Source organism: Synechococcus sp. LTW-G (genome assembly GCF_054459035.1).
Genome location: NZ_JBTKYW010000001.1, coordinates 293094 through 308075 on the forward strand (window position 1 = coordinate 293094; position 14982 = coordinate 308075).

Below are 14982 nucleotides of genomic sequence, written 5' to 3' on the forward strand. Positions count from 1 at the left end.
GCCCATCGACAACGCAATGGAGCCATTCAAGCGAGGAAAAAGGCTGCTCTGAAGCGCTGTAACGCTGTTGCAGGGTTCAGGATGGGGACATGGCTCATCCCGCCGCCTGCCTGTTTGACCTGGACGGGCTGCTGCTCGACACCGAACCCCTGCATGCGCAGGCCTGGCAGCAGGCGGCCCATCACTTCGGACGCCCCCTGGCCGATCCAGAACTAATGCAACTGCGGGGACGCCGGCGCCTGGATTGCGCTGAGCAGGTGCGTGAGTGGATCCGCGCGAGCCAGCTGCTGGTTCCAAGCGTTGATGAGCTGTTGGCCATTCGCCAGCCCATTGCCGAGGCCCTCTTGATTCAGGCGCCACCTATGGCCGGCGCCCAGGCGCTGATCCGTCGCTGCCTGGAGTTGGGCCTACCGATGGCCCTGGCCACTAGCAGCTCAAAAGAGGCGGTGAACTTGAAAGCCAAGCCCCACCCTTGGCTGGCGGCCATTGAAGAACGGGTCCACGGAGACGACCCTGAGCTCAGACGCGGCAAACCGCATCCAGATGTCTTTCAGCTCGCCGCCCAGCGACTTGGGGTGAATTGCAAGGACAGCTGGGCCTTCGAGGATTCACCGGCAGGGGCCCATGCAGCCCTCGCTGCGGGCTGCCGCGTGTTCGTCGTGCCTGCACCGGATGCAGACCCAGTGCTCTACCCAGCCCAAATCACTGACAGGATCAGCTCCCTCGACCAGGTCTTACCGCTGCTGAACTGAAGCTCAGTACAACCGGCTCAGCACGAATTCCGGCAGTTCAAGCAGTGCCGTACGGCAATCCGACGGGGGCAGGAAGCTCAGGGCCTCGTAGGCCTCATTCGCAAACGTTTCCGCCAGGGTGCGGGAGCGCTGGATGGCCTCGCTGCCGCGGACCAACTCCAGGGCTTGAGCCAGATCCCCGTCTTGGTTGAACTCGCGCTCAATCAAGCCCGCCAAGGCAGGACGTTCCTCCAATGCATAGAGGGCAGGAGCCGTCAGGTAGCCACTGGCTAGGTCACTGGCCGCGGGCTTGCCGAGCTGTTGGTCGCTGCCAGTGAAATCGAGGATGTCATCGACCACTTGGAAGGCCAATCCGAGCTGGCGGCCGAAGCGATAGAGGCAATCGAGTTGGTCCTCCGGCAGACCGCTGAGCACGCCAGCCGCGCGGGCGCTGTTGGCAATCAGGGACGCCGTCTTGCAGTAGCTCTTTTCGAGATAGGTCTCGAAGCTCTGGCCCGTGTCATAGCGGTAAAGCCCTTGCTTCACCTCACCGTCGGCGAGATCCATGATCACGCGCGAGAGCAGCTTGACCACCTCAAGGTTGTCGAGGTTGGCCAGGTGCCAGCTGGCCTGGGCGAAGAGGAAATCGCCAGCAAGAACCGCAACCCGGTGGTTGAAACGGCTGTGGACCGTATCGACGCCACGTCGGGTGGAGGCTTCATCCACCACATCGTCATGGACGAGGGAGGCGGTATGGATCATCTCGGTGATCTCGGCCAGCCGGCGATGGCGGCTCGTGAGCTCACCCTGGGGCGCGAGGGCCCTTGAAATCAGGAGAACGATGCCGGGGCGCAACCGTTTGCCACCGGCGCTGAAGAGGTGTTCCGCAGCGGCCTGAAGAATCGGGTGCCCAGCACCGATCAGACTGCGGAGATCACTCAGCAGAGCCTCGAGATCGGACTCGACGGGCTGTAGCAGCTCTGCAACGGTGGCCATGACCCCCAGCGGTGGGGAGATCCTAGAAGGCGCCTGCCTCCGACCGCTGCCTAAGCGGGGGTCAGACAGCGGGTTTGATCGGGTCCGAGCTGCCAAGTCAGTGCCTGACTGGAGCTGCTCACCCCCACCAGACGCGAAAGGGCCCGATTGAAGGCCAAGGGATCGGCCGTTGTGGCGAAGCGCGGCGCCAAGACCCCGGCTGAATCCGTGGCCAGCAGCCCGGCCTGGCCGAGCACATCGGCGAGATGGCGCGCAACGGAAGGCGCTGGATCCAGCACCGCCATCGCCGGTCCCACCAGGCGGCGAATGGACTCGATCACGAAGGGGTAGTGGGTGCAGCCCAGAACAATCGTGTCGGCACCTGCGTCCAGCATCGGCTGGAGGTAGCCCATCAAGCGGGCATCACAATCCGGGCCCTCAAGATCCCCCTGCTCGACCAACTCAGCCAGGCCCACACAAACCTGCTCCACCACCTGTACGGCTGTGGCATAGCGCCCAACGGTGGCGCGATAGAGCTGCCCTTGAAAGGTGGCCGGTGTCGCCATCACCCCCACCACCCCCGAACGGGTGAGCTGGACCGCTGGCTTCACCGCCGGCTCCAGGCCAAGGATGGGCAGCTGGGGAAAGCGCTGCCGCAGGGGCTCCAGTGCCACCGCCGATGCGGTGTTGCAGGCCACCACAATCGCCTTGCAGCCCTGGGCGACGAGATAGTCCGCAATTCCCAGGCTGTTGGCCTGAATCTCGTCAGCGGAGCGATGGCCGTAGGGGACATTCGCCTGATCGGCGACATAGAGAAGCGACTCCGACGGCAAGGCGTGAACCACCTGCCGCCAGATGCTTAAACCACCAACGCCGGAATCAAAGAGACCGATGGGGGCCCCGCTCATGGATAAGCCACGAGGTAGTTGAGGATGCCCATAGCGATAGCAACGGCCAGGCGCCGCCGGAAACTCGGATCGGCCAAACGCGGAGCATCCAGCTGCCCGGTCACAAAGCCCATTTCAACAAGGGCCGCAGGCATCACCGTGCGGCGAATCACAAAGAAGCGGCCGGAGCGAGCACCACGATCCGGGGTTCCAGGCGAAGCCGCCAGCATTTGGTTCTGCAGCGATTGAGCCAGGCTCAGGGAGCGGCCACCTTGGAAATAGAAGGTCTCAACGCCATTGACGTCCGGCCGGTCCATGCGCAGAGCGTTGGCGTGAATGCTCACGAAAACATCCGCTCGGTTGTTGTTGGCCAAGGCCACCCGTGGGGGGAGATCCACATCCACTTCCGAGGAGCGGGTGAGCAGGACTCGAACGCCTTTGGCCTGAAGGACCTGAGCCACCTGGAGGCTCACATCAAGAACGACATCGGTCTCCCGCAGGTTGTTAATCCCAATCGCCCCAGGGTCCGGTCCGCCGTGGCCTGGATCGAGCACCACGGTGTAGCGCCCTTGGGGAACCGAGGGGAGATCACCAAGCTTGGGAATCGGTCCGCGCGGAAGCTGCAAGGAGGGAGGCGGAAGCGCCCGCCAACTGGGGCCCTGGGGCCGCTCAAGGCTGCCCTCTCCAATGGCCCGAAGCCCGCGGACGCTGGGGCCGAAGTCCATCGACCAGCGATCGACATCGGTGCCGACCAACTTGATCTGGCGGGGATCGAGACGTGTGCCCGGCTGGAACTCAATGACCAGACGGGTGGCGTTATCGGTGGGTCGGCCAATCCGAACCTCCCGAATCGCGCCATTGCCAACCAGGGTTCTGGACCGTTGAGGCGCACCGGGTAGATCCACCCAAATGCGAGGGCCAACAGGGCCATTGCCCTCCTCAAAAAAGGCCTGGAGACGGGTGGCCGGCGGCGTCCGCAGCTCCAGGACACCGTCCCGACTAATCCCCCAGGCCGAGAGGGCACTCCACGCCCTCGCCGGCAGGGCGGAGAGGATCGTGACGCAGGGAAGCAACAGGGCAAACCCAAGACGGGACAACCGCCTGACTTGGTGTTGCAGCGTCAGCAACGACACAACTCTCGCCTTAAAAGAGCGCTGGCTTGCGGTGCTGAAGGCTCGGCATCTGGGCCTGGATCCGCTGGCGATGGCCCACATCGATCGGTGCGACGGCCTGGCCCACCGAGGTCCCGGCATCGGAGAGCACGGTGCCCCAGGGATCGATCACCAGGGCGTGGCCATGGGTTTGGCGACGACCACCGTGATGACCCGTTTGCGCCGGTGCGACCACATAGGCAGTGTTTTCAATCGCCCGGGCCTGCAGCAGGACATTCCAGTGATCCTTGCCGGTAAAGGCTGTGAAGGCCGCCGGAATGAAGAGCAGATCGGCACCCTCAGCCGCCAGGTGCCGGTAGAGCTCAGGGAAACGAACGTCGTAGCAAATGGAGAGTCCAACGCGGCACAGGCCAGGAACCTCGACGACAGGCGGCAGGGTATTGCCGGGCTGAACCGTTGCTGACTCCTGATAGGTATTGCCGTCGGGCAGATCGACGTCAAAGAGGTGGATCTTGTCGTAGGTGGCCAGAATTTGACCGTCCTTGGCCACGAGCTGGGCACGGTTGCTCGTCAGACCTGCCCCCGCCGGCACCGGGTAACCACCACCCATCAGGGTCACCTGGTAGCGGCGCGCCATGGTGATGAGGAAGCGCTGCGCCTGCTCAGCAATGAGCGCGGCCTGCTCGAGGCGCTGGCTGTCCTCACCCATGAAGGCGAAGTTCTCCGGCAGGCCAACCAACTCGGCACCGCGGCGAACGGCCAGCTCAATCTGCTCTTCAGCGGCGGCGAAATTGGCGGTGAGATCAGCGCTGCTGTTGAGCTGGATTGCCGACGCCAGAAAGCTTGTCAACGCTGGAGTTTTGCCACCGCGGCCACTGTAAGGGGATCAAGCGGCCTGCAACACCCCTGGGCTGGTTTGGGTGGGAACCATGGTCATCGTGTCGACGGCCGCGCAACAGGCGAAATCGGCGTCATGGTTACCCAGACCGATCAGACGCTGGCCATGGCTTGCGGCCCGCAGGCAGGTTTCGGTGTCATGGCGCCATTGCTGCCAAAGGGCCAGGGCCGCCAGGGCCTCATCATTGGCGCAGCGCACCCCCACATGGGGCGAGACGGCACACTCCATCGCAGCTGAAATCACGGCACCGGCAGCCAGGCTGTCCTCCAGGGAGTAGTCCCCTTCCCAACCACTGCCGACGACCCAAACCCGCTCGACCCCATGGTCGATTAAGCGCTTGGCGACCGCCGTGCGGTTGGGCAGACAGGCCGTCACCAAGAGCGGCACGGGCTTCACAGCCTCCAGGGAGCGGGTGCCATTGGTCGTGCTCATGAAGATGCGCTTGCCCCCGACCACCTCAGGGGTCACCGCCAGGGGAGAGTTGCCCAAGTCGTAGCCCTCCACCCGCTGACCACCGCGCTCACCCGCGCGCAGGCAACGCTCAGGGACCCAGGCATCGGCCGCTTGATTCAGGGCCTCAAGCTCGGCGAAGGCCTGAATGGCCTCGGCACCGCTTTGCAGGGCGCAGGCAATGGTGGTGGTCGCCCGCAGGACATCAATCACAACGGCCGCGTCGGGGCCGCCCTCAGCCACGGGGCGCAGGCTGGGAACGTTCTCCGACGTGTGGAAATAGGAGATCTGCACGGCCGCAGTGACTCAAGGGGGTGCGTCACAGTAGGCAGAACCTGTTGAAAAGTTGAGAGCGCCATGGGATCTGCGGCCAACGCCATTGGATCCCAACGCGATCTGAGGGGCTTTTTGGAGCTGCTGGAGGCTCGGGGTCAGTTGCGCCGCATCAGCGCTCCGGTGGACCCGGACCTCGAGCTGGCGGCTATTGCCGATCGGGTGCTCGGCTGCGGCGGTCCCGCCCTGCTGTTCGAGAACGTCAAGGGCTCGAGCATCCCCGTCGCCGTCAATCTGCTGGGGACCCTGGAGCGGGTGCTCTGGTCAATGGGGATGGAGCGACCCGAGGAGCTCGAAGCCCTCGGCGAGCGCCTGGCCCTGCTGCAACAGCCCAAGCCCCCCAAGGGACCGAGGGAAGCCCTGCGCTTTGGTTCGGTCCTGCTGGATGTCCTGAAGGCGAAACCCGACCTCGACCTGCTGCCCCCCTGCCGGCAGGAGGTGTTTCAGGGTGATGCCGTCAACCTCGATCGCCTGCCCCTGCTGCGTCCCTGGCCCGGTGATGCCGGCCGGATCATCACCCTCGGCCTGGTGATCACCAAGGACCCGGAGACCGGCACCCCCAACGTCGGTGTCTACCGGCTGCAACAGCAGTCGATCAGCACGATGACCGTGCACTGGCTGAGCGTCCGTGGCGGCGCCCGCCACCTGCGCAAAGCCGCTGCCCTGGGCAAACCCCTGGAGATCGCCATCGCGATTGGCGTTCACCCGCTGCTGGTGATGGCCGCTGCGACCCCGATCCCGGTTCAACTCAGTGAGTGGCTCTTCGCGGGTCTCTACGCCGGTGAGGGGGTTCGCCTGGCGAAGTGCAAAACCCTGGATCTGGAGGTGCCCAGCCACAGCGAAATCGTTCTGGAGGGAACGATCACCCCAGGGGAGGAGCTGGCCGATGGCCCCTTTGGCGATCACATGGGCTTCTACGGAGGCGTTGAACCCTCACCGCTGGTGCGCATCCAGTGCGTCACCCAACGGCGCAATCCCACGTACTTCACGACCTTCAGCGGACGGCCCCCCAAAGAAGACGCGATGCTCGCCATCGCCCTGAACCGGATCTACACGCCGATCCTGCGCCAGCAAATTCCGGAGATCGTTGATTTCTTCCTGCCCATGGAAGGGCTCAGCTACAAGCTGGCCGTGATCGCCATCGACAAGGCCTACCCGGGGCAGGCCAAGCGGGCCGCCATGGCCTTCTGGAGTGCCCTACCCCAATTCACCTACACCAAGTTCGTCGTCGTCGTCGATAAGTCGATCAACATTCGCGATCCAAGGCAGGTGATCTGGGCGATCAGTGCCCTGGTGGATCCACAGCGCGATCTTTTCGTCCTGGAGAACACCCCTTTCGACACGCTTGACTTCGCCAGCGAACAGCTGGGACTGGGGGGACGGCTAGCGATCGACGCCACCACCAAAGTGGGCCCCGAGCGCAACCACCCCTGGGGCGAGCCACTGCAACGGCCCGCCGAACTCGAGCGCCTTGTAGATCAACGCTGGGAGGAATTGGGCCTGGGCGACGTCGGTCAACAGGAACCCGACCCTGCGCTGTTTGGCTATGTGCTCGAGCAGGTTCTCGAGCGGCTGCAACGGCCGGCCTGAACGATGTTGCGGCGCAGCGCTCTGCAGGCACTCCAGGCGTTACTGCACCTCGCCATGGTCAACCCCCAGTGGTGTTCCGTTAGCGAGATTGCCGAGGCCCAGGGACTGCCCGCCCCAATGCTCGAGCAGTTGCTCCTGCAGCTGCGGCGCGCAGCACTCGTCGAGGCGAAGCGAGGTCGCCAGGGGGGCTACCGCCTCAGCCGCCCCGCCGAGGCCATTCCCGTAGGAGAGGTCCTCAAGGCCGTCGGTGCCCCCCTGGTGCTCGACGCCCCCGGGGACAGCAGCCGCGCCGAGCAGGACGTGCTCAAGAGCATGGGCCGGCGGCTGCAATCCGCCCTGGATCGCGAGCTCAAGCAGCTCACCCTTCAAGAACTCCTGTTTGACCTTCAGAGCTGGCAGGAATGCCTAAGCAACGAGGGCGGCCTGATGCTGGGTTAAGCCAGGGCGTCCCGCTGGAGATAAACGCGGATCAGCTTTTCATCCATCAGCCCGGAGCGAGCGACGGGGGCTTCGTTGCAGCGCTCAAACAGCCCCAGCAAGGTGGAGGCCTCAAAGGGGTGCCCCATCGCGCTGGCGATCGCTGCCACCTCATCGGCGGTACAGACCTCATTGAGTCGCGCCCGCAGCTCAGCGTCGCCCTGAATCAGAGCGAGGAAGCCAAAGACTGCCTGAAGTTGCTCGGCCATGGACCCTTGATCGGGGGTGTGCTCAGTTTGGCGAGTTGAGCCTGTTTTCGATCAGTTCCTACGCTCGCTGAAACCAAGTCCTCCTCCATGTCCCTCGCCCTGGGCACCAGCAACGGCCGCAGCCTGAAGGGCCACGTTCGGGTCCCAGGCGACAAGTCGATCTCCCACCGCGCCCTGCTCTTTGGCGCGATCGCCGAGGGCACAACACGGATTGAAGGACTGCTTCCCGCGGAGGATCCGCTGAGCACCGCCGCCTGCCTGCGGGCGATGGGTGTTCAAGTCTCAGCGATCGAAGCCGGCAAAACCGTGGTCGTCGAAGGCGTCGGCCTCGATGGCTTTCAAGAACCCGAGAGCGTGCTGGATTGCGGCAACTCGGGTACCACCATGCGCCTGATGCTGGGTCTGCTGGCGGGCCGCAGTGGTCGCCATTTCGTTGTGACTGGTGACGACTCCCTGCGGCGCCGGCCGATGAAGCGGGTGGGCGGTCCCCTCTCCGAGATGGGAGCCACGATCCATGGGCGCGCAGGCGGAAACCTCGCCCCCCTGGCGATCGAAGGCCGTCAATTGAGAGGGGCCACGATTCGCACCCCCGTGGCCTCCGCCCAGGTCAAAAGCGCGATCCTTCTGGCGGCGCTCACCGCGGACGGACCGACGACGGTGATCGAGCCAGTCCAGAGCCGGGACCACAGCGAGAGGATGCTGCGCGCCTTCGGCGCCGACCTCAGCGTTGGAGGTCCAGGCCAAACGGAAGTGACCGTGGTGCCGGGCTCGAGCCTCAAAGGGCAGGACGTGGTTGTGCCTGGTGACATCAGCTCCGCCGCCTTCTGGTTGGTTGCTGGAGCGATCACCCCCGGGGCGGACCTGACGATCGAAAACGTCGGCCTCAACCCAAGCCGCACCGGCATTCTGGATGTTCTCGAGCAGATGGGAGCCCGCATCGAGGTGCTCAATGCCCGGGACGTCGCAGGCGAGCCCGTGGGTGATCTGCGGGTCGTGCATGGCCCCCTGAAGGGCTTCAGCATTGGCGCCGATCTGATCCCCCGGCTGGTGGATGAGATCCCTGTTCTGGCCGTGGCCGCCTGCTGCGCCGAAGGTCCCAGCCGGGTCACGGGGGCCGAGGAGTTGAGGGTCAAGGAAACCGATCGTCTGGCGGTCATGGCCCGTCAACTCGGAGCCATGGGTGCCCAGATCGAGGAGTTCCCCGACGGGATGACCATCCAGGGCGGCGTGATGCTGCACGGCGCCGAAGTCGATAGCGAAACCGATCACCGGGTCGCCATGAGCCTGGCCGTCGCCGCCCAGATCGCCTCGGGCGTGACCACGATCGCGCGACCGGAAGCGGCCGCCGTCTCCTACCCGGGCTTCTGGGATGACCTCGAACGGCTTCAAGCTTGAGGTCCGCAGCACCGGCGACGGCAGCTTCAGCCTGTTCAGTCCGGAGTTCGGCGAGGCCTTCCACAGCAGCCGCGGCGCCCTAACGGAAGCACGCGAGAAATTCGTGGAACCTGCAGGGCTGGAGCGCCTGGGGCGGGGCAGCAGCCTTCGGGTCCTGGATGTCTGCGTCGGCACCGGCTGCAACACCGCTGCGCTGATTGAGGCCTGCGCCAGCCGAGGGCTGGAACTGCACTGGTGGGGACTCGAGCTCGACCGCGAACCCTTGGCCCAAGCCCTGACGAGCCCTGTCTTTCGCGCGCAGTGGCAACCCGGCACGGTGGCGCGGCTTCAGGAACTCTGCAGCAGCCCAGGCATGCTCTGGGGAGACGCCAGGCTGGCGGTCCAGCCGCTGGTCGAAGAGCAGAAGGGGCAGTTCGATCTGTTGCTGTTGGATGCGTTCTCGCCCAGTCGCTGCCCCCAGCTCTGGAGCGTTGAATTTCTCGGTGCCCTGGGTTCCCTGCTCAAGCCCGAGGGCCGGTTGCTGACCTATTGCAGTGCGGCGGCCGTACGTCAGGCCCTGCGCCTGGCCGGCCTCGAGGTCGCGGCGATCGAGGCACCCTGCGGACTGCAGCAGCACAAACAGGATTGGAGCGGCGGCACCGCGGCCAGCCCCTCCCCCCTGACACCAGGCCCAAGACTTCGGTCGCTCACACCGATGGAGATGGAGCATCTCGGCACGAACGCCGCCGAGCCCTACCGCGACCCGGGCTTCTGCCTGGACCGCAAAACGATTCTTCAACAGCGGCAACAGGCGCAGGCCAAGGCCATGCGCGAGGGGAACGTGGAAGGCACGAGTGCCTGGCGCCGGCGCTGGGGACTTGCGGGAACCACCAGTAGATTCCCGCTCAGCTACCCGCCCCTGCCGATGCTCGCCGTTGCCGTGTTGGCCGCCGGAAAGGGCACCCGCATGAAAAGCGACCTGCCCAAGGTGCTGCAGCCACTGGCGGGAGCAACCCTGGTGGAGCGCGTGCTCGGCAGCTGCCGCGCCCTGGACCCCCAGCGCCAGATCCTGATCGTCGGGCACCAGGCCGAGCGCGTCGAGCAGTCCCTGAGCCAGCACGGGGGGTTGGAATTTGTGCTGCAGCAGCCCCAGAACGGCACTGGCCATGCGGTCCAGCAATTGCTGGCGCCCCTGGCGGACTTTGAGGGTGAGCTTCTGGTCCTCAATGGGGACGTACCGCTGCTGCGGGAGGAGACGATCACGGCACTGCTCGAGCGCCACCGCACCTCCCAGGCGGCCGTGACCCTGTTGACCGCGAGGCTGGATGACCCAACCGGCTACGGGCGCGTCTTCGCCGATGCCAGTGGCCATGTCTCCGCCATCGTCGAACACCGCGATTGCAGCGAGGAGCAGCGAGCCAACAACCTCACCAACGCCGGGATCTACTGCTTCAACTGGAGCAAGCTCGCTGCGGTCCTCCCCCAACTGAGCACCGATAACGACCAAGGGGAGCTGTATCTCACGGACACCGTGGCGATGCTCAGCCCCGCCATGCACGTGGAGGTGGCCGATGCCGATGAGATCAATGGCATCAATGACCGCTACCAACTGGCGCAATGCGAAGCGGTGATCCAGCAGCGCCTGCGTCGCCACTGGATGGCCGAGGGCGTGACCTTTGTCGACCCCGAGAGCTGCACCCTCAGCGATGGCACCCGTTTCGGCCGAGATGTCGTCGTGGAACCGCAATGCCATTTCCGCGGAAACACCAACGTGGGCCGTGGCTGCCGCATCGGCCCTGGAAGCTTCCTCGAGAACGCCAGCGTTGGCGAAGAGGTGGAGGTCCTCTACTCCGTCGTGCGTGATGCGGTCGTCGCTGATGGCTGCACGATTGGCCCCTACGCCCAGCTCCGGCCTGGGACCGAACTGGCCCGGGACTGCCGGATCGGCAACTTCGTCGAAATCAAGAAGAGCCAAATCGCCGCCGGGAGCAAGGTCAACCACCTCAGCTACATCGGCGATGCGCAGCTCGGTGAACAGGTGAACGTTGGCGCGGGCACCATCACCGCCAACTACGACGGGGTCAACAAACACCGGACCGTGATTGGTGCTGGCAGCAAAACCGGAGCCAACTCCGTGCTGGTCGCGCCGATCACCCTGGGGGCCAACGTGACGGTGGGAGCCGGATCGACCTTGACCAAGGATGTCCCCGCTGGTGCCCTAGCGCTCGGCCGCGCCAAGCAACTGATCAAGGAGAACTGGTCCTAGGCGAGCAGGCCAGATTGGCTCAGACCTCTGGAAGCAGCGGAATCAAACGCTCAAGGGCAACACCGCGGCTGGCCTTCAGCAACAGCACATCTCCAGCCAAGAGCCATTGCTGAAGCGCTGCGGCAGCGGCCTCTGGCCGCTCGACGACCAACACCCGAGGCAAGGGCGCAGCCGCCTGGGCCATCGCCTCAGCCTCGCTCCCACTGGCCACGATCACCAAACCATTGAGATCCAGCGCAGCGGCGCGCTCGGCTACCTGGCGGTGCAGGGCAACACTCTGCTCACCGAGCTCCAGCATGGTGCCCAGGACCGCAAAGCGGCGGCCGGGCTGGCGCGCCAGTAGATCCAAGGCCGCCAAGACGGCTTCTGGGGAGGCGTTGTAGGTCTCATCCAACAGCGTCAAGCCGCCCATCTGCAGGCGCCGGTTGCGCCCCCCCGGGACCGCAACACTCATCTGGGTCAATGCGCCTGCTGACACCCCGAGCTCGGCAGCAACGGCCAGGGCCAACAGCAGATTGCGGGCGTTATGGCGCCCCTCCAAGGGCAAGTGAATACGCAATCCGCCCACGCGCATCACCCCAGTGTGCTCATCGAGCTCACCGATCCAATCGGCCTGATCGGCGCCGGCTTCATCAGACAGAGCAACCCGTGCGACCCGACCCGACCAAACCTGAGCCACAGCCGCCTCGAGCAGTGGATCGCCCGCCGGCACAACGAGCAGACCGTCCTCCCGCAGGGCGGCCGTGATTTCCAACTTGGCCTGGGCGATTGCCTCCCGGCTTCCCAGACGTCCGATATGGGCGGTCCCGATGTTGGTGACCACCGCCACGTCTGGGGCAGCGGCGCGGCTCAAGCGTTCAATTTCACCGAGGCCACGCATGCCCATCTCGACGACCACAGCCCGGTGTTCGTCGCTGGCGTTGAGGAGGGTGAGTGGAACACCGATGTCGTTGTTCTCATTGCCACGGCTCGCTTGAACAGGACCCAAGGGCAGCAGGGCTGAGCGAATCAATTCACGGGTTGTGGTCTTCCCCGCCGAACCGGTCACGGCCACCACGGGGCAATGCAACTGCCGGCGATGGAGCAACGCCAACTGCTGGTAGGCATCAAGGCTGTCATCGACGAGCCAATGGAGCAGACCCTCTGGAACTAGCTGACGTCGATTCCGTTGCACAAGGGCAGCCTGGGCTCCAACGGCCAACGCCTGGGGCAGGAACACATGGCCATCGAAGCGCTCACCCACCAGGGGAACGAACAGTTGACCAGCCGAGAGCGTCCGGGTGTCGGTGCAGATCTCGCCGACGGCAGCCTCGGGATCCCAATCGGTTGAGGCACCTTTGGGGGCTCCCCAGAGGGCCATCAGAGCGCCGAGCTGCATCGGATCAGGTGGACGGAGATTCGCTGAGCACGATCATGCCCTCACCGACCAGGGCATCTCGAGCGATGAGGCCAGAGCGGGAATCGCGTAGCTCCAGGTGTTCGTAGCCGAGCTGATTGGCCCACAGCTGCCAAACCTCAGCGCGCCGCTGCTGCTCCTGCGGGGTCAGTGCCGGGAAGGCTGGCCGCACCTGCAGGATTAAGAGGGACTGGTCGGCAACGCCCTCGGCCTGGACCAGCAGTCCATCGGCCTCGGGTCGCTGCACCAGCTCAAGCAAAGGGTCGGGGGCATAGGGCCCCTCGAATCCCTCAGGTTCCAAATCAACAGCGTCGGCATCGCTCGGTTCGATCGGCTCAATCGGCTGAACAGGCGGCTCCTCAACCAAAGCAGGTGCTTGGGCCACCTCCGGATCGCTGAGCGGCTCGGAGGATTGCTGCAGCTCAGGTGCGCTCTGCACCACGGCGGCTGGTGCGGCTGGATCAGGGGCAGAGGGCCAGACCCGCAGCAGCAGGACCAGGACCGACCCGAGCAGTGCCGCTAAGAGCAGGGCTAAAGCCGGCCAGAACAGGGGAGCGAGATCCGACGGCCACCAGGACGGCGACCAGAGGCTTCCCTGGCGATTGCGTCGCCAAAGTTCCCGGAAGCGGAGCACAAGGTCGCCGCGGACGGCGCCAAGGTCCTCGGCCAGGGAAAGCCAAGGGTTCTTGTAGGGCGCCGGCAGATTGCTGCGCCGTTCTGTGGGCGGAGGAGAACTCAGCGGCTGCTCCGGCGACGCAGAAGCGAGAGGGGATTGCGCAGACCAGAACCAGCCTCGGCCTCAGAGGCTTGGTCAAGGCCCTGGCGGCTCGGATCGGCCTGCTGACCCTGGGAGAACTGCTCCACCGCCTGGGCATCGGGGGTCGGTTCTTTGACCCCTTTGACCTCCTTGTACATCCGGTCGTACTCCAGGGCGGAGCGATCCCAGCTGAAATTGGCCTGCATGGCACGGCGCTGCAGCTCCGTCCAACTCTGGCGATGGCGATAAGCCTCCCAGGAGCGGACGATCGAGGTGTAGAAGTCGAGTGGTTCGTAGCGGTCGAAGCCAAACCCCGTGCCGGTGTGGCCATTTGGGTCGTGGGGCGGGACGGTGTCGACCAGACCACCGACGCGGCGAACCACCGGAATGGAGCCGTAGCGCATCGCCAGGAGCTGACTGATGCCACACGGCTCAAACCGACTCGGCATCAAGAACGAATCACTACCGGCGTAGATCAAGCGCGAGAGGGCGTCGTCATAGGTCAGGAAGACCGCAAAACGCCCCGGATAGCGGGAAGCCATCTGCCAGAGCCCCGCCTCGAGGTGCCGGTCCCCGGTCCCCAAGACCACGATCTGGCTGTCGGAATAGGCCAGGACCCGGTCCGCCACCTGCAGCAGAAGATCAATGCCTTTTTGGTCCACCAGACGGCTGACCACACCCATGAGATAAGTGTCGGGATTGACCGCTAAGCCCATGCGCTCCTGCAGGGCCCGTTTGCACACGGCGCGGCCTGAGAGGTCATCGGCGGAGAAGGTCGCGGGCAGGGTGGAATCGGTGGCCGGGTTCCAGGCGTCTTGGTCGATGCCGTTGAGGATGCCGCGCAACTTGCCGCTAACGAAATTCAACAGGCCGTCGAGCTTCTCGCCGTACTCAGGCGTGCGGATCTCCTGGGCGTAGGTCGGTGAGACCGCATTGACCCGGTCGGCGTAAAGCAATGCCGCCGCCATCGTGTGGTCACCCTGCATGTACCAGGGGCACCAGGTCATCCGATCGAGCTTCCAGCGCCAGGGGCCCTGGTACTTGAGGTTGTGGATGGTGAAGACGGTGCTGATCTCCGCGTCCTGGTGCATCCACACCGGAATCATCCCGGTATGCCAGTCATGGCAATGCAGGATGTCGGGCTTCCAGTGGTGCCAGGCAAATTCCGAGACGGCACTGGCAAAGAAGGTGAAACGCCAGTCCTCGTCCTCGCCGCCGTAGATCCGCTCGGGATCGAAGACAGGGTGGCCGACCAGGTACAGGGGCAAGCCATTCGTCGGATGACGGGTTTCGAACACCGCAAAATCGGTGCCCATCGTGTGGCCACGCCAGATGGGATCAGCCGGGATCTGCAGAAGGCTCCAGAGGCGGCCATAGCCCGGCATGATCAGCCGTACGTCGTGGCCCAGGGGTGCCAGGGCCGGGGGGAGGGAGCCGACCACGTCGCCCATCCCGCCGACCTTCACCATCGGTGCACATTCAGCCGCAGCAAAGAGCACCCGCATGGCGATGGGATCGCAAGTGGGC

14 protein-coding genes and 1 pseudogene are annotated in these 14982 nt (G+C 65.0%); 6 read left to right on the top strand and 9 right to left on the bottom strand.

The features are described from left to right. Positions 1 to 89: 89 nt before the first annotated feature. Positions 90 to 752, top strand: a complete 663-nt coding sequence (locus tag ACXIQ9_RS01620; RefSeq protein ID WP_296415868.1) for an HAD family hydrolase — start codon at positions 90 to 92, stop codon at positions 750 to 752. 3 nt (positions 753 to 755) lie between these two features. Here the strand turns inward: ACXIQ9_RS01620 and sds are convergent, their stop codons facing one another. The 5 genes from sds to ACXIQ9_RS01645 are packed head-to-tail and all read right to left on the bottom strand — an operon-like array spanning position 756 to position 5347. Next, complete coding sequence (gene sds / locus ACXIQ9_RS01625; RefSeq protein WP_010316792.1) at positions 756 to 1727, bottom strand: solanesyl diphosphate synthase; 972 nt, start codon at positions 1725 to 1727, stop codon at positions 756 to 758. A 50-nt stretch (positions 1728 to 1777) separates the two neighbouring features. Further along, positions 1778 to 2614: a glutamate racemase gene (gene murI, locus ACXIQ9_RS01630; RefSeq protein ID WP_459015182.1), complete on the bottom strand. Its 837-nt coding sequence runs from the start codon at positions 2612 to 2614 to the stop codon at positions 1778 to 1780. Continuing rightward, positions 2611 to 3690 (bottom strand): N-acetylmuramoyl-L-alanine amidase, encoded by a 1080-nt coding sequence (locus tag ACXIQ9_RS01635; protein WP_459015184.1) that lies wholly within the window; start codon positions 3688 to 3690, stop codon positions 2611 to 2613. Before ACXIQ9_RS01635 ends, murI begins: the two co-directional genes overlap by 4 nt. Before the next feature lie 46 nt (positions 3691 to 3736). Then, complete coding sequence (locus tag ACXIQ9_RS01640) at positions 3737 to 4555, bottom strand: carbon-nitrogen hydrolase family protein (RefSeq protein ID WP_296420504.1); 819 nt, start codon at positions 4553 to 4555, stop codon at positions 3737 to 3739. Between the two features lie 36 nt (positions 4556 to 4591). Beyond that, complete coding sequence (locus tag ACXIQ9_RS01645; RefSeq protein WP_010316788.1) at positions 4592 to 5347, bottom strand: 2-phosphosulfolactate phosphatase family protein; 756 nt, start codon at positions 5345 to 5347, stop codon at positions 4592 to 4594. Positions 5348 to 5410: 63 nt separating this feature from the next. On the opposite strand from ACXIQ9_RS01645, the gene ACXIQ9_RS01650 reads away from it, so the two are divergent. Both ACXIQ9_RS01650 and ACXIQ9_RS01655 read left to right on the top strand, forming a co-directional pair. Further along, a complete protein-coding gene (locus ACXIQ9_RS01650; RefSeq protein ID WP_459015187.1) occupies positions 5411 to 6976 on the top strand; it encodes a UbiD family decarboxylase in 1566 nt (521 codons plus the stop codon). Positions 6977 to 6979: 3 nt separating this feature from the next. Beyond that, the gene (locus ACXIQ9_RS01655) at positions 6980 to 7414 is read left to right on the top strand and encodes an Rrf2 family transcriptional regulator (RefSeq protein WP_010316786.1); all 435 of its coding nucleotides are present in this window, start codon (positions 6980 to 6982) and stop codon (positions 7412 to 7414) included. On the opposite strand, the gene ACXIQ9_RS01660 is transcribed toward ACXIQ9_RS01655, so the two are convergent. Beyond that, entirely contained in the window at positions 7411 to 7662 is a 252-nt protein-coding gene (locus tag ACXIQ9_RS01660) for a Nif11-like leader peptide family natural product precursor (RefSeq protein ID WP_010316784.1), read from the bottom strand. The two genes, ACXIQ9_RS01655 and ACXIQ9_RS01660, sit on opposite strands and share 4 nt — an antisense overlap. 87 nt (positions 7663 to 7749) lie before the next feature. Between ACXIQ9_RS01660 and aroA the strand changes: the two genes are divergently transcribed. From aroA to glmU, 3 genes and pseudogenes are all read left to right on the top strand, one after another. After that, positions 7750 to 9057 (top strand): 3-phosphoshikimate 1-carboxyvinyltransferase, encoded by a 1308-nt coding sequence (gene aroA / locus ACXIQ9_RS01665; protein WP_459015189.1) that lies wholly within the window; start codon positions 7750 to 7752, stop codon positions 9055 to 9057. 352 nt (positions 9058 to 9409) lie between these two features. Beyond that, positions 9410 to 9628, top strand: a pseudogene (locus tag ACXIQ9_RS01670) (MnmC family methyltransferase); the annotation flags it as partial. Between the two features lie 333 nt (positions 9629 to 9961). Next, positions 9962 to 11302, top strand: a complete 1341-nt coding sequence (gene glmU, locus ACXIQ9_RS01675) for a bifunctional UDP-N-acetylglucosamine diphosphorylase/glucosamine-1-phosphate N-acetyltransferase GlmU (protein WP_296420509.1) — start codon at positions 9962 to 9964, stop codon at positions 11300 to 11302. A gap of 19 nt (positions 11303 to 11321) precedes the next feature. On the opposite strand, the gene ACXIQ9_RS01680 is transcribed toward glmU, so the two are convergent. The 3 genes from ACXIQ9_RS01680 to glgA all read right to left on the bottom strand — a co-directional run bounded on the left by ACXIQ9_RS01680 (position 11322) and on the right by glgA (position 14960). Then, entirely contained in the window at positions 11322 to 12680 is a 1359-nt protein-coding gene (locus ACXIQ9_RS01680) for a UDP-N-acetylmuramoyl-tripeptide--D-alanyl-D-alanine ligase (RefSeq protein ID WP_459015191.1), read from the bottom strand. Positions 12681 to 12684: 4 nt separating this feature from the next. Further along, on the bottom strand, positions 12685 to 13332 hold the full coding sequence (locus ACXIQ9_RS01685; RefSeq protein WP_459015193.1) for a hypothetical protein: 648 nt from the start codon (positions 13330 to 13332) through the stop codon (positions 12685 to 12687). Positions 13333 to 13433: 101 nt separating this feature from the next. Then, positions 13434 to 14960 carry a glycogen synthase GlgA gene (gene glgA / locus ACXIQ9_RS01690; RefSeq protein WP_459015195.1) on the bottom strand — a complete coding sequence of 509 codons (1527 nt, stop codon included), beginning with the start codon at positions 14958 to 14960 and terminating at the stop codon, positions 13434 to 13436. Positions 14961 to 14982 lie beyond the last annotated feature (22 nt).